We start from the raw sequence: 18,594 nt of genomic DNA on the forward strand, positions 1-18,594 counted from the left end.
GAGCGAGGCGCTGACGCTCCTGAGCGTGCATTGGACCGAATGCCGTGCCGATGTCGCTCGATGGCCGGCCCGCCCTACCAGCCGGACGGAACAGGCCGGCAGGATGCGACATGGATCCGCCGGCCATTGCCCGCGGGCATCAGCGGACCCCGAATGGAAACGATGGCGCAGCCGATGCGATCGGTCGCCGAACCACGATGGCCGGACCGTTTCGCCACGTGGGATTCGGTCGATCGCTCAGGACGGCGCCGTTAAGCATATCCGCGAGGAATCTCGGATTTGAAAGCTCGGCCATATCGCCGGGTGTGGTCTATGATTTACAAAGTCCTAACGCAGGTCGGATAAATTGCGCCGATTGAGCGGAGGATCGAATGTCGGAACCGCTGACCCTCGCGCCCCATCCGCCTCGTGGCGCCGCGGCACCGTCCGAACCGGGCGTGCGCCTCGACCGGCATCCCCGCTCCGATACCGGCACGATCGTCATCCATTGGATCGTCGCCGGCGCGATGGTTGCGAGCCTGCTCACGGGCCTGCGCATCTCGGCCGACGCTCCTGTGGCGCGCACCGCGAAATTCCTGGCCCCGTTTCTGCCGCAGGGCGAAGTCTGGACCGTGCACTTCGTGGCTGGTCTCACCCTGTTCTTCGCGATCACGGCCTATGTCGTCTACCTCGTGCGCGGACGTCTCACGGATCGCAATGGCCTGTCCCGGCTCCGCGCGATCCGCGTTAGCGGCCGGAGCAAGGCGGCGCGGAAGGCGCGCTGGGGTGGCGTCAACGTCGCCCTGCACTGGCTGATCTATGCCGTCACCCTCGTCCTGACCGGCACCGGCATCGCGCTCTATCTCGGCTACGGCGGCTGGGTCGTCTGGCTGCACGCCACCTGCGCCCTGGGCGCGCTGGCCTACATCGCCATCCACACCCTCGCGCATTTCATGTATGGCGGGCTGTGGCAGCTCCTGCGGCTCTTCCGCCCCGCGCCCCTGGCGGACGGGGCGACCCGCCGCCGTCGGCCCTTGCTGGCGGCCGCAATCGTCGGCCTGCCCGTGGTGGGTTTGCTGGCCTGGGCGGATCTAACGGGTCGCTCCACCCTCGTGGTCGACAAGGTTTCGGTCGGGCCCGACCTGTCGAAGCTCCTCGACGATCCCGTCTGGCGCACCGCCCGACCGGTTTCGGTCCGGACGATGCAAGGCGCCAATTTCGGCGGCACCGGCGAGACCACCGTGGAGATCCGCGCGGTGCGCGATGGGGCGAACGTCTACTTCGCTTTTCGGTGGTGGGACCCCTCCCGCTCGCTGAAGCGCGTGCCGATGATCAAGAAGGCCGACGGCTGGCATCTCCTCGACGCGGACGCCGCCAAGGCGGACGTGACCGGATACTACGAAGACAAGCTCGCCGTGATCTTCTCTCGCTCCGATGCCTTCGGCAGCGGCGGCTCGACCCATCTCGGTGCCCGCCCCTTGCCGGACGCCCCCGCGCCTCTGAACGGCCGCGGTTACCACTACACCACCGACGGCAGCTACATCGACATGTGGCAGTGGAAGGCGGCCCGGGGCGGCATGCTGGGCGTCGTCGAGGACATGCATATCGGGCCTCCCACCGAGCCGACCGCCACGGAGCGGGCGGTGAAGGGCCGCTACCAGGCGGGCTACTGGGGCGATCCCGGCACAAGCACGTACCGCTACAATTTCCGCTTCGAGGGCCCCGGTGGCTACGAAGGCGCCGTCGAGCCGCTGCGGCTGCCCAAGGACTGGCGGGCCACCGTGGCCAGGCTCGGGACGATCGATCTGGGCCTCGATGCCAGTACCGCGCCGGGCTCGGCGTGGTGGATGGTCGAGAAGACCGAGACGGTTGCCTACTCGGCGGCCGGCGACGCAGAGATACCGGTCGGGACCGTCATGCCGGGTGTACTCATGACCGACGGCTATTCGCGCGATCGGGCCGGAATCTCGGCGGCGGCCGACTGGGCTGACGACCATTGGACCCTGGTGGCCTCGCGCAAGATCGCGACCGGCAGCAAGTACGACGTCGATTTCCTGCCCGGCAGCAAGTTCTTCCTCTACGTCTCGGCCTTCGATCACACGCAGACCCGCCACACGCGGCACATGCGGCCGGTCGAAGTCCTGCTGCGCTGACGCGGGATCGCAGCATGACCGATCGCGTCTCCCTCCTCGTCAATGGCCGGCCCATCAGCGCCGGCGTCGGCCAGACGCTCCTCGACGCGGGTCTGGCATCCGGCCAAGCGATCCCGCACGATTGCGCCACCGGCCAGTGCGACACCTGCCGGGTCCGGATCCATTCCGGCTCGGTGGACGATGCCGGGACCCGCATCGGCGACACCGTCCTGGCGTGCCGGGCGCGCCTGACCGCGGACATCGCCATCGAGTTCGACGAGGTTCCCGACGTCGTGCGGCGGGCCGGCATCGTGGACAGCGTGGTCGAGCTCACTGCCGAGATCGTCGAGGTCACGGTCGCGTTGCGCAAGCGGCTGATCTATCTCCCGGGACAGTACCTTCGCGTCTCCTTCGCCGGCCTGCCCGCCCGCGACTACAGCCCGACCCTCCGCGTGGACGGATCCGGCGAGCTGAACGAATTGATCTTCCAGATCCGCCGGCAGCCCGACGGCGTGGTGTCGCCGCAGCTCGGCGGACGGATCGGACCGGGAACCGCCGTGAAGGTCGAGGGTCCGTTCGGAACCGCGTTTCACAGGTTGGGGCGCGGCCGTCTCGTCGTCGTTTCGTCCGGCGTCGGCTTCGCGCCCGCCTGGGCCGTCGCCCGAGCGAGCCGCCTGCGTGAGCCGGAGCGCGACCTGCTCGTCGTGGCCGGCACGCGCGAGCCACAGAATCTCTACATGCGTCCGGCCCTGGAATGGCTGCGCGACCGGGGGGCGGCGACGATCTTGACGTGCAGCGGTCGCAACCCACCCTCCGACGCCCGAGCCGGGCGGCCGACCCTCCATCTGCCGAGGCTCACACGGGACGACACGGTTCTGGCCGCCGGCGCCCCCGAGATGGTCGCGGCGGTGCAGTTCCTGGCGGCCGCGACCGGTGCGACCTGTTACGCTGATCCGTTCTACGCCGCGACACACAAGCCAAACCGGAGCCCGCCGTCCGACACGAACTTCCTCCAGCGTTTTCTCCAGCGCGTGGCAGGTAATCGGACCGCGAAAACGGATCCGGTCGCCTAGCAGATCGTCAACCACATCTTCAAAGCAACCTAGTTGGTGACTTGAGGTTAAGCATTCGAGACGCATTCTGCGGCAATGGGCCCCATATTCGCGAACGTTCGAAGCGCTACCGCGCTCGCCATTCTCCTTCTGACCGCGTCGACCGGCGTCCGGGCGGAGGATCTCCCGATCGTGGGTACGGGCGACGGGATCGAGATGCTCCAGGCCGTCGCCGATTCCTACAATGCGGAGCATGGCCAAGCCCGCGTCTCGGTTCCCCCGAGCATTGGCTCCGGGGGGGCCGTGGCGAGCGTGGGCGGTGAGCGCCAGAAGCTCGGGCGGGTCGCGCGTCCGCTCACCGAGACGGAGAAAGCGCAGGGCCTCGTGGAGGTGCCGCTCATCCGAATTCCGTCGGCGATCTTCGTTCATCGCGGTGTCGGCGTGGCGACGTTGACGAGCGCACAGGTGGCCGCGGTCTTCTCGGGCGGGATCGACAACTGGAGTGCCCTCGGCGGGCCCGATCTGAAGATCCGGGTGGTCCGTCGCGAGGAGACCGACAGCACGCTGTCGGTGCTCCGGGCGACCATGCCGGGCTGGCGTGATCTCGTCCTGACCAGCCGCTCGAAGACCGCGACCACCACGCAGGACGCGATCGCGACCGTTCGGGATACGCCCGGCGCCATCGGATTCGGCCCTTTCTCACCAGGTCTGGCAAGCGATTTCACGGTCCTGTCGATCGACGGCAGGGCGCCGCGTGACCCGGGCTATCCCAGCGCGGTGACCCTGGCGCTCATCTACAAGACCGCCACGAAAGACGCGGAGGCGTCGGCGTTCCTCGCCTTCGCCACGTCGGATCGCGCCGGGCAGTTGATGGCGGAGCGGGGCGGCGCCCCGCTCAAGCCGTGACGGGCACCGTCTTCTCGCGATCCCTGCGCGCCCGCCTCGTCGGTGCGACGCTCTCGACGGCCGCGATCGCACTCGCGGCTCTCGTTTTCCTCGTGGTTCTCCGCTCCGAACAGACGTTGCGGGAACAGGCGCAGGAAGTCACGACCTGGTCCGAAACACAGCTCTCCGATCGCCTCCTGAGCGATGCCAAGCTCGCCGCGGCCCGGCTCGCGATGCAGCGCGAGGATGTCGAGCGCCGCTTCGCCACAATGGCAAAGCGCTGGGATGTGGTGAAGGCTGTGTTCTCCGGCAACACGGTGGCGGCGTCGGAGCTCATGCGGCCCGCCCTCGCCCTGGCGGATGTCGACGGAGCGATCGCCTTCGACGTCAACTTGCGCGCCCTCACTGCCGACCGCGTCGATGCGGATCTCCTCGCCGCCAATGCGGCCTTCGGGGCGACGGCCGTCGCCACCGCATTGCGCGCGGTGATCGCCGGGAACGACCGGGAGCACGCGAACGGGTTTGTGCTGTCCGTGCGCTGGGACGACGGCCTCGCGAAAGCGCTCGCCGCCGAAGAGTCCGGTGCGGTCGCCGATGTCTTCGGCCAGCCGCTGTTCGACGATTTCGGCGACGTGATCGGCGGACTGGTCGGTTATCGCGTCCTGCGACCGCACGAGCCGACCCTGACCGCTTTCGCTTCGCTGAGCGGACGCGACGTGCTGATCCTGGCGGGGCCGAACCTCCTCTCCTCGGCCGGTGCCGACGTTGCCGATGCGCGGCTCGGCGACATCTCGGGCGCGGATCTGCACGCCGTCGTCGGTGCCGAGAAGGTCGCGCGCTGCCTTCCTCAGCCTCCGGATCTCCGTCTCTGCGTCGCGGCGCCGCTGCGTGAGTTGCAGCAGCTCACCGGGAAGGTCGTCGGCATCGGCGAGGAGAGTTCCCGCTCGCTCCTCAGGACGCTCAGCGTCGTCGCGGGCCTGACCCTATGCCTTGTCGCCCTGGTCCTGCTCATCCTGTCCAGCCGGATCACCCGTCCGCTGGTGCGCATCACGCAGACGGTGTCCGAGGTGGCACGCGGGAACTGGCACGTCAGCGTGCCCGATATCGACCGCGCGGACGAGGTCGGCGACATCGCCCGCGCCGTCGTCGTGCTCGAACATTCCCTGTCGGAGCGGGATCAACTGCGCGACGACGTCTTCCGGCAGAACACGATCCTGACGGAACGCGAGCGGCAGCTGCAGGAGCAGAACGAGCGGTTCGATGCGGCCCTGAACAACATGTCCCAGGGCCTGTGCATGTTCGGCGCCCATGGTCGCCTCAAGGTGTTCAACGCGCAGTTCTGCCGGATCTACAATATCGCTCCGGAGGCGCTCGAAGCCGAACCGACGCATGCGGATGTCCGCCAGCTGGCCGGTCTTGCGGATTGGTCGGGCTCGGAGAGCCGCCCGCACCGGCGGTCTCTGACCAGGACCCTCGCGGACGAGCGATGCGTCGAGATCACCGTCGAGCCCATGGCGGATGGCGGCTGGGTGGAAACGCATGAGGACGTCACGGCGAGCGTGACGGCCCAAGCCCGGATCGCCCATCTCGCGACCCACGACGCCCTGACGGGTCTCTCCAACCGCGCCCTGCTTGCGGATCGCTTGGCCGCGGCCTTGGCAGGCCATGCGCATGACGGCCGGGCGGTGACCGTGATCTGCCTCGACCTCGACGACTTCAAGGGGATCAACGACACCCTGGGCCACCCGGCAGGCGACGAGTTGCTCCGGCAGGTCGGTCGACGGCTGACCGTGCTCTGCCCGCCCGGCGGCACCGTCGCGCGGCTCGGCGGTGACGAATTTGCCGTGGTCCTCTCGGAGGCGGATTTACCGGTCGGCGTTCTCGCGCTGGCGGACGAGGTCCTCACCCAGCTCAGGCGGCCGTTTATCCTCGCCGGACAGTTCGTGTCCGTCGATGCGAGTCTCGGGCTCGCGGTCTCCGCGGCGGACGATGCCGACGGCGACGATCTCCTGCGTCGCGCCGACGTCGCCCTCTATGCCGCCAAGGCCGACGGTGGCCGGCGCGTCCGCGTCTTCGAGCCGGAAATGGAGGAACGCCAGAATCAGCGACGCTGGCTCGAACGGGAGTTGCGGCTGGCGATCGGGACCGACCAGATCGCGCTGCATTATCAGCCGCTGTTCGATCTGGCGACGAACGCGGTGACCAGTTTCGAGGCTCTGGCCCGCTGGCATCACCCGGAGCGGGGCATGATCTCGCCCGGGGAGTTCATTCCGGTCGCCGAGGCGACCGGGCTGATCGACGCCCTCGGCGCTTACGTCCTGCAAAAGGCCTGCGCGGACGCGATGGGGTGGCCGGGCAAGCAGCGTGTCGCCGTCAACATCTCGCCGATCCAGTTCCGCGAAGGCAATCTCGACCGGTTCGTCGAGGAGGTTCTGCGCACGACCCGACTGCCGAGCCAGCGGCTCGAACTCGAGATCACCGAATCCGTGATCCTGAGCCAGGATCAGGCGAGCTTCGATATGCTGACCCGCCTGCGTCGCCTGGGCGTGCGATTCTCGATGGACGATTTCGGGACCGGCTACTCGTCCCTGAGCTCGCTGAACACCTTCCGCTTCGACAAGATCAAGCTGGATCAGTCATTCGTCCGGAATCTCTTGGAGAAGGACGAGGCGGCTGCCATTGTCCACGTCGTTGCCGAACTCGGTCGCAGCCTGAAGATCACCACGACGGCCGAGGGCGTCGAGACGCCGGAACAGCTTGCCCGGCTGCGGGCGAGCGGATTCTCGGAGGTTCAGGGCTATCTGCTGAGCCGGCCGATTCCGGCGGCCGACGTACCCGACTTCATCAACACGCAGAACGCGTTGACCGCCGCGGCCTGAAGGCGCCCTGTGTCTGACGGCCCTCAGCGCTCGGGCGGTTCGCGCGCGCAACGGGGCGATGGCCCACTCCGGCTCAGTCCGTCACCCCTTCTACCCGCGACAGCAGACAGCCGGGCCGGGCGGTGTGGATGTTGACGAAGAGCGTCCGCGGGTCGTCGAGGGCGCGTCGAAGCGGCTCCGCGACATCGCCGCCTGGGCAGACCTGTCCGAGGTCGTACAGACAGAGGTGATCGGCGTCGTAGGCCCGAACGGAGACGAGCGGATTCGCACGAACGATGGGCGCGACCGCGTCGACCGTCTCCGTATACGGGCAGTCCCTCTCGTGCAGGAAGATCGGACTCGGGGTCCAGTAGATGCCGAGCGGCTGCCTGAGATCGTAGGATCCCAGCAGCATGCTCTCACCGGCTTTTGCAAGTTTAAGACAATGTCGGCAGGGAAATTGACCGCTCGCCGTCGCGATGATCCGCCGGATCGGATTGCCGCGGTCATCGAAGCCCGTGCGACGGAAGCGATCCGCCGTCGCCGTCTCGATCGGAACACATCGAAATCTGGTCATCTCTCTTCCTCCGCGACCCGCTGTACGGCGCGTGGCAGAGGTGCCGCATCCCGCTTCTTGCTGTGCAATCAGATCCGCCAAGCAAGTCCCGTGGGGACGATCGGTGAAGGCCCGTGCGCGAGACGGCGAAGCGCGCAGCGGCACGCGCTTCAGGTAAGGTCCGGATCGCCCAGGCCGAGCGCGTGGCGATAGACTTCGACCGCGCCCTTGCCCTTGAGCGTTACCGCGCCGATCGGCCGGACGCTCCGCCGGTCGGGCAGGCGCAGAAACGCCGCGTGCGACAGATGCAGCGCGGTTCCCTCGCCGAGGCCCGACAGGCGCGCCGCGACGTTGACCGTGTCGCCCCAGAGATCGAACGTGAACTTCGTCCGGCCCACGATCCCACCGACCACCGGCCCGATATGGAGTCCACCGCGGATCCGCCAGCCGGGCTCTCCGGCCGCCGCGACCGCCACCATGTCGGCGGCACATCGGATCGCGGCCGTGACCGGGTCGGCATGTTCCCGCAGCAGGTTCGCCGTTGCCATGAAGGCATCGCCGATCGTCTTGATGTTCTCGAGGCCCCGCGCCTGCGCGACGACCTCGAACGCTTCGGCCAGGCGCTGGATCTCCGCGACGACGACGTCCGGTGTCTGACCATGGCACCACGTCGTGAAACCGACGAGGTCGACGAACAGGACGGCGACGTCGCCGAACAGGCGCGGCTTGACCTGTCCGGTCTCCATCAGTTCCGACACGGCCGAGACCGGCAGGATGGCATGGAGCAGTTCGTCGGCCCGCTTGCGCTCACGCTCGATCGTTCGCAGGTGTGCAATCTCGCGGTCATGCGCCCGCTTCCGCTCCAGGCACGAGCGGATGCGAGCTTCCAGGATCACCGGCTCGAAGGGCTTCGGGAGGTAGTCGAAGGCGCCGAGTTCGATGCATCGAACGATGCTGCCGATCTCCATCAGCGCGGAGATCATCACCACCGGCGTGTGGCGCCATGCCTCGTGGACCTTCATCCGTTCGAGCACGGCATAGCCGTCGAGAGCCGGCATCATCACGTCAAGGAGGACGAGGTCGAACGGCTCCTCGCTCAGCCGGTCGAGGGCGGCTCGTCCGTTGGCCGCACGGACGCTCGTGTGGCCCAGGATTTCCAGTTCCTGTTCCAGCAGGTCGAGGTTGAAGGGCTCATCGTCGACGATGAGGATGCGGGCTGGCTCCACAGGTTCTTCTCCCTCCGGCGCGAGACTGCGGCCGGATCGGCCGGGCTCAATCGAGCCAGTGCCGCAACTTGGCGAACAACAGGTCTTCGTCGACGGGCTTGGTCATGAAGTCGTCGCAGCCGGCCGCTCGCGCCCGATCCTCGTCGCCCGTCATCGCGTTGGCGGTGATCGCCACCACCGGGATGGCGGCGGTGGACGCGTTGGCCTTGATGCGGCGTGTCGCCTCCCAGCCGTCGACGAGCGGCAGCGACAGATCCATGAGGATGATGTCGGGCCGGTGGGCGATCGCCATCTCGACCCCGGCAGCGCCGTCGACCGCGATGACAAGCTCGTACGTGTCCTCGAGCAACTGAGTCAGCAGATCACGATTGAGTTCGACATCCTCGACGATAAGTATTCGCTTCATGCGTTGATCCCCGAGGGAGCGGGCCGGCGCGCAGGGCGTAGCCGACGGCTCATCGGTCACCGTCGGCCGCCTCAAGCTCCAAGACCGGCAGCACGCGCCGCACCTCGCGGACCAGGGCGGCGCGGTCGAGACCGCTCTTGTCGATCAGTCCGAGCACCCGCTCCCGCAGCATGTCGCGCTCGGCCGTATCCAGGGATGCGGCCGTCAGGACCACGACGGGGATCGTCCGGCCGACCGGATCGGCCTGGAGGGCGTCCAGGAAGGCGAGGCCGTCCATCCGCGGCATCAGCAGGTCGAGCAGGATGACGCTCGGGCGGGCCTGAGCGATACGCTCCAGGCCGGCCGCCCCGTCCGCCACCCAATCGACGGTGCATTGCTCCGCGTTGAGCAGCTGGCGCACGAGGTCGGGAACGTTGGGATCGTCGTCGATCACGAGGATGCGCTCGTTGTCGGGGGCGATCCGCGCGAGGGCGCCGATCAGGGCCTCCCGCTCGAACGGCTTCACGATGTAGTCGGTCGCCCCGAGGCGGAAGCCCAGCTCCTTCTGATCGACGATCGAGATCAGCACGACCGGGATGTCCCGCGTCAGCGGATCGGTCTTCAGCGCGTGCAGCACCTGCCAGCCGTCGGTGCCGGGCATCATGATGTCGAGAGTGATGGCACGCGGTTGCAGCTCCCGCGCCTTGAGCAGCCCGTCCTGGCCGCTCGATGCGCCGATGACCGTGTAGCCGGCATCGGCGAGGTTCTCCTGCAGCAGGTAGACGACGTTGGGATCGTCGTCGATCGCGAGCACGAGCTTGGCGCCCGAGCGGGACACCGGCGTCACCGGGAGCGCCGGCCTCGGGGTCGGCGGTCCCTCGGCGGCGCCGGCGATCCGCATCGGGATGCTGAGGGTGAAGGTCGACCCCGCCCCTTCCCGGCTCTCGACGCCGATCTTTCCGCCGAGCAGCCGGGCGAGCCGGTGGCTGATCGCCAGACCGAGGCCCGTGCCGCTGTGGGAGCGCGTGGCGCTGTTGTCGACCTGATGGAACTCCTCGAAGATCGCATTCAGCGCGTCGGCGGGAATGCCGATGCCGGTGTCGATCACGGCGAATTCGACACTCTCGCCAACCGGACGGACGCGCAACGTCACCGATCCGGCCTCGGTGAACTTGATGGCGTTGCTGAGCAAGTTGATGAGGATCTGCCGCAGCTTCTCCTCGTCGGTCCGGAGGGTCGCGGGCGTATCCCGGACATCCCGAACGAGCTGCACGCCCTCGTTCTTGACGAGGGGCTCGACCGTCCTGAGGCAGAGGTCGAGGACCGGCTCCAAGGTGAAGTCGGACGGTTTCACCTCCATCCGTCCCGCTTCGACCTTGGCGAGATCGAGGATGCTGTTGATCAGCGAGAGAAGGTGCTCTGAACTCGCCAGGATCTTCTCGAGGTTCTCGAACTGCTTCACCGGCAGGGCGTCCTTCGCCCGGCGCATCACCAGCCGGGTGAAGCCTATGATCGCATTGAGCGGCGTGCGCAATTCATGGCTCATATTGGCCAGGAAGCTGCTCTTGGCACGGCTGGCTTCCTCGGCCGCCTCCTTGGCCTGCCGCAGACGTTCCTCGGCCTGCTTGCGCTCGATCACCCGACCCAGCTGCGCGCCGATATTGCTCATCACCCGCAGCAGCGACGCGTCCGGCGGCGATGCATCGCGGGCGAAGAATTCCAGCACCGCCACCACCTCGCGCCCGACCGTCACGGGAAAGCCGAAGCCCGCCCGGACCCCGTCCTGCGCGGCCGCCGGGGCACGGGGATCTCCGGCCAGCGTCGGATCGCCGAGGGTCCATTCGGGAGCCCCGGAGAGCAAGACGCGACCGGCGAGGCCCGTTCCCGGACCGAGCGGCGTCCCGGCCGTCGCCGCGCGCAACCGGGCGAACCCCTCTGGCGTGTCGCAATGCCAGATCCCCGTCGGCAGGAGGGCCCGGCTTCCGTCATCGGCGCGGGTGTAGGCGTGGCCGAGGGGCCAGCCGGCATGGTGGGCGACGCGTTCCAGACAGAAGCGCAGGGCCTCCGCCACCGTCGGCGCCTCGTTGGCGGCTGCGGCCGCCGCCTGGAGCAGCTCGACGAAGGCGGTCTGCTTCTGAAGCGCCAGCTCGGCTTCCTTGCGCTCCGTGATGTCGCTCCACGACTCGACCACCTCGACGGGCCGACCGTTCGGATCGCGCAGGACGCGCTGCTCGTCCCGGACCCAGCGATAGGTGCCGTTCGCGTGCAGGAACCGGTATTCGATGACGTTGTGACCCTGATCGAGCAGATGCGGGAATTCGCCGAGGACGCGCTCCCGGTCTTCGGGGTGCAGCCGCTCCAGCCAGAATTCCGGTCCGGCCAGATAATCGCCGGGCTCGTAGCCGAGGAGATCGCGTACATTCTCGCTGATGAAGGTCGGCGCGTTGCGGCCGCCCACCTCGAAACTGCAGATCATCGACGGGGACGCGGTCAGCAGGTAGGTCAGCCGGCCCTGCGTCGCCCGGAGCGCCTGCTCGGCACGCTTGATCTCGGTCACGTCGGTATAGACGGCAACGACGCCGCCGTCGTTGATCTTGCGCTCGCTGACCTGAACCCAGCGGCCATCGACGCGCTGCTGGAGGAGCGGCCCGCGCGGTGCGCGATAACGGGCGATCCGCTCCGCCAGCCACGCCTCGACCGACGTCCCGTCCGCGCGCACGATGCAGGTCTCGGCGACGGCTCGGGCGATGGCCGCAAACGTCACGCCCGGGACGATGATCGCCGACAGGCCGGGATGGAAATCGTGGAAGTGCCGGTTGCAGAAGACGAGGCGGTCGTCCGAATCGAACAGCGCGAACCCCTCCGAGCTGCTCTCGATGGCCTCGATGAGCTTGTGCCTGGCGACGCCGTCCTCGGGCGATCCGGCGGTCCGGATCGCGGCCCCCACCGCATCCGGAGACGTCTCGAACGGGGACCCGGCCGGCGTGTGAGACATGGCTCGGACCACCCTGACGACGACGCTTCGAGGGCGCCGCGGCTTGCCGCGTGAGGCCGGACACACGCGTTGTCCGAAGCCTGGCTATTCATTATTCGACACCGTTACATGGTCCAATTGTCGGATCAAGCGGCGTCAGAACTGCTGTCGCGTTGCGGTGAACGATGTGCCCACAGGTGTGGCCGCTCGAAACAGACCGACGATTTCAGCCGGTCCGTCACGGCCGCCGATCATCCGTGCCCGCCCCGGACGCATCGGTGCCATGTCTGGGCGAGGCGTCGCGTCGCGTCAGGTACAGTGTATCTTCCGTGAAAACGGAGGAAATAATGGCCTACAAGATCACTTTTCGTAAGGGAAAGCGCGAGAGCTTTACCAAGCTCTGGCCGTGCGACCTTGAGGCGGCGACGGCCTACGCGCTGGCGCAACTGCCCATCCAGCATCGGGAGAAGGGTGCGACGTCGGTGAGCGTGATCTGCGAGCGGACCGGCGACGTCGTGTTCAGTTCGACCGAACAGCCCGAGACCGAACCGGCATAGGGCCGGTCGCGAGACGGACGATGCAGAGGTCGGCGTCCGCTTCGATGCGGATGTCCGGCCGCGGGCGCGGACGAGCCGCACCGGGAAGGGCCGAATCATGGCTTCAGACGCATCCCGGCCGCAGGGGCCGACGGTTACCTCTTCCGCATGCGCCGACCTGGAAGTCGGCGCGTACAGCTCGCCGCCCTGCTTTTTGCACGAACTCGATCCGAGCTTCCTCGGTCTTGCCACGGCGCCGGCGGCACAGCCGCAGACCACGGCCGCCGACGACGGGACGCCTGACCTCGCAGTCGCTAGCGATCCTGATGACATCCCTACGCCGGATGCTCTGCAGCCGTCTTGGATCCTCACGGCCGACGAGGACGTGATCGCGCCACCGGGCACATGCCCGGATGGAGCTCCCCCATGCAGATCCTCCGCCATATCCTCGCCGAATGTCGGGCCGACCGCGTCTTCGCGCTGATGATCGTCACGCTCGGCGCGTGGTCGGCCATCTCGGTCCTGCTGCTGGCTCTGAACATCCCCGAACCCTTCACCGCTCGATGAGCGCCTCGGTTACGGCGCTCGATTTGTACGACCAGCCCTCCGGAGCGCCGTCCTGTCCCGCACCCGGGCGGTCGCCGCAGATTGGCTTGGCCGCGCCCTGCGCCTGTCCCATCGTGCCCGTCGCCGGGCGCTGCCACGCTTGTGGGTTGATCTATGGCGGCATTCGCGGCGAGGCCGCGGGCGTGATCCGGCTGGATCGGGCGCTGTGGCGTGCGCTCTGCCCCGGCGCCGCGCGGCTGACGATGCCGGCAGCCTGCGGCGCGTTGCGTGCGAGCTTCGTCGGACGCGCACGATCCTAACGCGACCCTTATAAGTTCCGCCCCGGTCCTCGCTCGAACCCTAACGCGGTTAGAGGCGACACTGATGGTCGGCCAAGGCCGGGTGCGGAACCTCCGCGGCCGGTCCGCCGAACCGGACCTGACCCCCATGCTCGACATCGTCTTCCTTGCAGGAGCGCTCGCCTTCTTCGCCGCCGCCGCCGGCTACGCGGCCGCCTGCGATCGGCTCTGAGAGAGTCCGCCATGACCCTCGACCTCGCCCTCGGCGCCTGCGTGACCGCCGGCCTCCTCGTCTACCTCACCTACGCCCTCGTCCGCCCCGAGCGGTTCTGAGCGGCCCTGACGGATCTCCCCCATGAACCTCAACGGCTGGATCCAGATCGCGCTCTACTGCGCGGTCGTTCTGGCGCTCGTGAAGCCCCTCGGATCGTACATGACCCGGGTCTTCAGCGGAGAGCGCACCCTCCTCTCACCCGTGCTCGGCCCCGTCGAGCGCGGGCTCTACCGCGTGTCCGGCATCGATGCCCGCCAGGAGCAGCACTGGCTGGCCTATACGGGCGCGGTCATCTTGTTCCACGTGCTGGGCTTCGCGGTGCTGTACGCGATCCTGCGGCTGCAGGCGGTGCTGCCGCTCAATCCGGCCGATCAGACCGCGGTGGCGCCGGATCTCGCGTTCAACACGTCGACCAGCTTCATCACCAACACCAACTGGCAGTCCTACGGCGGCGAGACCACGCTCTCGTACCTCTCCCAGATGCTGGGGCTGACGCACCAGAACTTCCTGTCGGCGGCGACCGGCATCGCGGTGGCGGTGGCGCTGATCCGCGGGTTCGCCCGCGCCTCGTCGGGGACGATCGGCTCGTTCTGGGTCGATGTGACCCGCGCAACCCTCTACGTGCTGCTGCCGATCTGCGTGCCCTACACGCTGTTCCTCGTCTGGCAGGGCATGCCGCAGACGCTCGGCGCCTACGTCGACGCCACGACCCTGGAGGGCGCGCACCAGACCCTCGCGCTCGGACCGGTGGCGAGCCAGGTGGCGATCAAGATGCTCGGCACCAATGGCGGCGGCTTCTTCAACGCCAACGCCGCGCACCCGTTCGAGAACCCCACCGCCCTGTCGAACTTCGTCCAGATGGTCTCGATCTTCGTGATCGGCGCCGCGCTGACCAACGTCTTCGGCCGCATGGTCGGCGACGAGCGCCAGGGCTGGGCGATCCTCGGCGCCATGGGGATCCTGTTCCTCGCGGGCGTCCTCGTCACCTACTGGGCCGAGGCCCACGGCAGCGCCGTCCTGAACAGCTTCGGGCTGACCGGCGGCAACATGGAGGGCAAGGAGACCCGCTTCGGCATCGCCGCCTCGGCGCTGTTCGCGGTGATCACCACGGCGGCCTCCTGCGGCGCCGTCAACGCCATGCACGACTCGTTCACGGCGCTCGGCGGCCTGATCCCGCTGCTCAACATGCAGCTCGGCGAGATCATCATCGGCGGCGTCGGCGCCGGCCTCTACGGCATGCTGATCTTCGTGATCGTGGCGATCTTCGTGGCGGGCCTGATGGTCGGCCGCACCCCCGAATACCTCGGCAAGAAGATCGAGGCGAAGGAGGTGAAGATGGCGATGCTCGGCATCCTCTGCCTGCCGCTGATGATGCTGGGCTTCACCGCCATGGCGACGGTGGTGCCGGCGGGCCTCGCCGGCCCGGCCAATGCCGGCCCGCACGGCTTCTCGGAGATCCTCTACGCCTACACGTCGGCGGCGGCCAACAACGGCTCGGCCTTTGGCGGGCTGACGGCCAACACGCTGTTCTACAACAGCACCCTGGCCATCGGCATGCTGGTCGGCCGGTTCTTCGTGAAGATCCCGGTCCTGGCCATCGCGGGCTCGCTCGCCGCCAAGAAGACGGTCCCGGCCTCCGCGGGCACGTTCCCGACCCATGGCGGCCTGTTCGTCGGGCTCCTCGTCGGCGTGATCCTGATCATCGGCGGCCTGACCTTCTTCCCCTCGCTGGCCCTCGGCCCCGTGGTCGAGCATCTCGCGGGCGCGGCCGGCCAGACCTTCGCGACGGGGGGCTGAGATGCCCCGCGCCCTCCCCGCCCGGCGCGTCGCGCGCCACCACCTCGTGCTGCACCGGCAGCCGTACCGGCGCGACCGCGCCGGTGCCCCGCCCCTGCGGACGTCGGACCTCGTCCTGGCGCTCCTCGGCGTCGTCCTGCTCGGCGGCTTCGCCCTCCTGGCCGCCTACGCCCTGACGGCCGGCAGGCTGGCCCTCTGATTCCGATAGCGCCCGGCGCGCCGCGCCGGGCTCCCCACCCCTTCCGGACATCTTCCATGTCGCGTCAGACATCATCCCTGTTCAGTGCCGCCCTGATCGGGCCGGCCCTCATCGGCTCCGTCAGGAAGCTCGATCCCCGCGCCATGATCCGCAACCCGGTCATGTTCGTGGTCGAGGTCGTGGCGGCGCTCACCACGGTCCTGTTCGCCCGCGACCTCGTCACCGGCGGCAGCGACCTCGCCTTCTCCGGCCAGATCATCCTGTGGCTGTGGTTCACCCTGATCTTCGCCAACTTCGCCGAGGCCCTCGCGGAGGGGCGCGGCAAGGCCCAGGCCGACAGCCTGCGGCGCACCCGCACCGAGATGACGGCCAAGCGCCTCAAGGGGGCGGGCCGGGCCTACGAGACGGTGCCGGGCACCGCTCTCAAGGTCGGCGACGTCGTCCTGGTCGAGGCCGGCGACCTGATCCCCTCCGACGGCGAGGTGATCGAGGGCGTCGCCTCCGTGAACGAGGCCGCCATCACGGGCGAATCCGCCCCGGTGATCCGCGAATCCGGCGGCGACCGCTCGGCGGTGACCGGCGGCACGCAGGTTCTCTCGGACGAGATCAAGGTCCGCATCACCGCGGCGGCCGGCTCGACCTTCGTCGACCGGATGATCGCCCTGGTGGAGGGCGCCTCGCGGCAGAAGACGCCGAATGAGATCGCCCTGAACATCCTGCTCGCCGGGCTCACCATCGTGTTCGTCTTCGCGGTGGCCTCGATCCCGAGCTTCGCGAGCTACGCGGGCGGTTCGATCCCCGTGATCGTCCTCGTCGCCCTGTTCGTCACGCTGATCCCCACGACGATCGGCGCGCTGCTCTCGGCGATCGGCATCGCCGGCATGGACCGGCTGGTGCGCTTCAACGTGCTCGCCATGTCGGGCCGCGCCGTCGAGGCCGCGGGCGACGTCGACACCCTGCTCCTCGACAAGACCGGCACGATCACGCTCGGCAACCGGCAGGCCACCGAGTTCCGCCCGGTCTCCGGCGTGAGCGCGCAGGAGCTCGCCGACGCGGCGCAGCTCGCCTCCCTGGCGGACGAGACGCCGGAGGGCCGCTCGATCGTCGTGCTGGCCAAGGAGAAGTACGGCATCCGCGCCCGCGACATGGCGGGTCTCAACGCCACCTTCGTGCCGTTCACCGCACAATCGCGCATGTCGGGCGTCGATCTGGAGAGCGCCTCGATCCGCAAGGGCGCGGTCGACGCCGTGATCGCGTCCCTGTCCGGCCAGCCCGTGGCGAGCCGGGGCTCGAACGCCGCCCTCGCCTTCCAGCCGGCTCCGGAGACGGGCGCCGTCAAGGAGATCCGCGCCATCGCGGAGGAGATCGCCAAGGCCGGCGGCACGCCCCTCGCGGTTGCGCAGGACGGGCGGCTGCTCGGCGTCGTCTACCTGAAGGACATTGTGAAGGGCGGCATTCGCGAGCGCTTCGCGGAGCTGCGCCAGATGGGCATCCGCACGGTGATGATCACCGGCGACAACCCGATGACTGCGGCCGCCATCGCGGCGGAGGCCGGCGTCGACGATTTCCTCGCCCAGGCCACCCCGGAGGACAAGCTCGCGCTGATCCGCAAGGAGCAGGCGGACGGCAAGCTCGTCGCCATGTGCGGCGACGGCACCAACGACGCCCCCGCCCTCGCCCAGGCCGATGTCGGCGTCGCGATGAACACCGGGACCGTGGCGGCCCGCGAGGCCGGCAACATGGTCGATCTCGACAGCGACCCGACCAAGCTCATCGAGATCGTCGGCATCGGCAAGCAATTGCTGATGACCCGCGGCGCGCTGACGACCTTCTCGATCGCCAACGACGTCGCCAAGTACTTCGCCATCATCCCGGCGATGTTCCTGGGCCTCTATCCGCAGCTCCAGGCGCTCAACATCATGGGCCTCGCCTCGCCGCAGAGCGCGATCCTGTCGGCGATCATCTTCAACGCGCTGATCATCGTGGCGCTGATCCCGCTGGCCCTGCGCGGCGTCACCTACCGGGCCGTCGGCGCGGCCGCTCTGCTGCGCCGGAACCTCCTGATCTACGGGCTCGGCGGCGTCCTCGTGCCCTTCGTCGGCATCAAGGCCATCGACCTCGCCGTCAGCGCCCTCCACCTCGTCTGAACCGGTCCATCGGAGACCCGCCATGCTGAAACAGCTTCGCCCCGCCCTGGTCCTGCTCACCGCGCTGACCGCGATCACCGGCCTCGCCTACCCCCTCGCGATGACCGGCCTCGCCGGCGCCATCTTCCCCGCCAAGGCCGCCGGCAGCCTGATCGAGCGCGACGGCACCGTCATCGGCTCCAGCCTGATCGGCCAGACCTTCACCGGCGCCGGCTACTTCCACGGCCGGCCCTCCGCAACGACGGCGCCGGACCCCGCCGACGCCTCCAAGACGGTGCCGGCGCCCTACAACGCGGCCAATTCCTCGGGCTCGAATCTCGGCCCGACCAGCGCGGCGCTGGCGGAGCGGGTGAAGACCGATGTCGACGCGCTGAAGGCCGAGAATCCGAGCGCCCCGGTGCCCGTCGATCTCGTGACGACAAGCGGCTCCGGCCTCGATCCGGACATCTCGCCCGAGGCCGCCTACTTCCAGGTTCCCCGTGTCGCAAAGGCCCGCAATATCCCGGAGGACAAGCTGCGCGACCTCGTGACCGCCCGGATCGAGGGCCGCACCCTGGGCATCCTGGGTGAGCCGCGCGTCAACGTCCTGGCGCTGAACCTCGCCGTCGACGATCTCGCCCGTCGGTGATGGACACGTCCGATCCCCGCCCGCATCCTGAAAACCCACGTCAGCGGTCCCGAAGGGGATGGCCGGGGATCGCGCATCCGGCCGGAGCACCGCGAGGCCACCGGCTGAGGGCGAGGGCCGG

The 18,594-nt window shown here is 68.6% G+C and carries 16 protein-coding genes; 12 read left to right on the forward strand and 4 right to left on the reverse strand.

Annotated features, from left to right (window positions below):
• The first annotated feature begins 371 nt into the window (after positions 1-371).
• The 4 genes from ABC766_RS09580 (at position 372) to ABC766_RS09595 (ending at position 6,927) form a co-directional block, all read left to right on the forward strand.
• Positions 372-2,132 (forward strand): ethylbenzene dehydrogenase-related protein, encoded by a 1,761-nt coding sequence (locus tag ABC766_RS09580; protein WP_345821999.1) that lies wholly within the window; start codon positions 372-374, stop codon positions 2,130-2,132.
• A gap of 14 nt (positions 2,133-2,146) precedes the next feature.
• The gene (locus tag ABC766_RS09585) at positions 2,147-3,184 is read left to right on the forward strand and encodes a 2Fe-2S iron-sulfur cluster-binding protein (RefSeq protein WP_345822000.1); all 1,038 of its coding nucleotides are present in this window, start codon (positions 2,147-2,149) and stop codon (positions 3,182-3,184) included.
• Positions 3,185-3,259: 75 nt separating this feature from the next.
• Positions 3,260-4,069 (forward strand): PstS family phosphate ABC transporter substrate-binding protein, encoded by an 810-nt coding sequence (locus ABC766_RS09590; RefSeq protein ID WP_043347639.1) that lies wholly within the window; start codon positions 3,260-3,262, stop codon positions 4,067-4,069.
• Positions 4,066-6,927 (forward strand): putative bifunctional diguanylate cyclase/phosphodiesterase, encoded by a 2,862-nt coding sequence (locus ABC766_RS09595; RefSeq protein ID WP_345822001.1) that lies wholly within the window; start codon positions 4,066-4,068, stop codon positions 6,925-6,927. The genes ABC766_RS09590 and ABC766_RS09595 overlap by 4 nt, the downstream gene beginning before the upstream one ends.
• A 73-nt stretch (positions 6,928-7,000) precedes the next feature.
• Here ABC766_RS09595 and ABC766_RS09600 read toward each other — a convergent pair whose 3' ends face one another.
• The 4 genes from ABC766_RS09600 to ABC766_RS09615 all read right to left on the reverse strand — a co-directional run bounded on the left by ABC766_RS09600 (position 7,001) and on the right by ABC766_RS09615 (position 12,068).
• On the reverse strand, positions 7,001-7,564 hold the full coding sequence (locus tag ABC766_RS09600) for a DUF1203 domain-containing protein (protein WP_345822002.1): 564 nt from the start codon (positions 7,562-7,564) through the stop codon (positions 7,001-7,003).
• Positions 7,565-7,632: 68 nt separating this feature from the next.
• On the reverse strand, positions 7,633-8,688 hold the full coding sequence (locus tag ABC766_RS09605) for an adenylate/guanylate cyclase domain-containing protein (protein ID WP_345822004.1): 1,056 nt from the start codon (positions 8,686-8,688) through the stop codon (positions 7,633-7,635).
• Positions 8,689-8,734: 46 nt separating this feature from the next.
• Positions 8,735-9,094: a response regulator gene (locus tag ABC766_RS09610; protein ID WP_342140831.1), complete on the reverse strand. Its 360-nt coding sequence runs from the start codon at positions 9,092-9,094 to the stop codon at positions 8,735-8,737.
• 49 nt (positions 9,095-9,143) lie between these two features.
• Complete coding sequence (locus ABC766_RS09615; RefSeq protein ID WP_342140778.1) at positions 9,144-12,068, reverse strand: response regulator; 2,925 nt, start codon at positions 12,066-12,068, stop codon at positions 9,144-9,146.
• A gap of 326 nt (positions 12,069-12,394) precedes the next feature.
• On the opposite strand from ABC766_RS09615, the gene ABC766_RS09620 reads away from it, so the two are divergent.
• From ABC766_RS09620 to ABC766_RS09655, 8 genes are all read left to right on the forward strand, one after another.
• A complete protein-coding gene (locus ABC766_RS09620) occupies positions 12,395-12,604 on the forward strand; it encodes a hypothetical protein (RefSeq protein WP_043755118.1) in 210 nt (69 codons plus the stop codon).
• 405 nt (positions 12,605-13,009) lie between these two features.
• Complete coding sequence (locus tag ABC766_RS09625) at positions 13,010-13,150, forward strand: hypothetical protein (protein WP_164706328.1); 141 nt, start codon at positions 13,010-13,012, stop codon at positions 13,148-13,150.
• A gap of 363 nt (positions 13,151-13,513) precedes the next feature.
• A complete protein-coding gene (locus ABC766_RS09630; RefSeq protein WP_158498429.1) occupies positions 13,514-13,660 on the forward strand; it encodes a hypothetical protein in 147 nt (48 codons plus the stop codon).
• An 11-nt stretch (positions 13,661-13,671) separates the two neighbouring features.
• Complete coding sequence (locus ABC766_RS09635) at positions 13,672-13,761, forward strand: K(+)-transporting ATPase subunit F (protein WP_020091582.1); 90 nt, start codon at positions 13,672-13,674, stop codon at positions 13,759-13,761.
• A 22-nt stretch (positions 13,762-13,783) separates the two neighbouring features.
• Positions 13,784-15,499 (forward strand): potassium-transporting ATPase subunit KdpA, encoded by a 1,716-nt coding sequence (gene kdpA, locus ABC766_RS09640; RefSeq protein WP_345822006.1) that lies wholly within the window; start codon positions 13,784-13,786, stop codon positions 15,497-15,499.
• Position 15,500: 1 nt separating this feature from the next.
• Positions 15,501-15,698, forward strand: a complete 198-nt coding sequence (locus ABC766_RS09645; RefSeq protein ID WP_345822007.1) for a hypothetical protein — start codon at positions 15,501-15,503, stop codon at positions 15,696-15,698.
• A gap of 56 nt (positions 15,699-15,754) precedes the next feature.
• Positions 15,755-17,845: a potassium-transporting ATPase subunit KdpB gene (gene kdpB, locus ABC766_RS09650; RefSeq protein WP_053608969.1), complete on the forward strand. Its 2,091-nt coding sequence runs from the start codon at positions 15,755-15,757 to the stop codon at positions 17,843-17,845.
• Positions 17,846-17,867: 22 nt separating this feature from the next.
• On the forward strand, positions 17,868-18,473 hold the full coding sequence (locus ABC766_RS09655; RefSeq protein WP_287090680.1) for a K(+)-transporting ATPase subunit C: 606 nt from the start codon (positions 17,868-17,870) through the stop codon (positions 18,471-18,473).
• Positions 18,474-18,594 lie beyond the last annotated feature (121 nt).

Source organism: Methylobacterium fujisawaense, assembly GCF_039619325.1.
GTDB classification, from domain to species: Bacteria; Pseudomonadota; Alphaproteobacteria; order Rhizobiales; family Beijerinckiaceae; genus Methylobacterium; species Methylobacterium fujisawaense.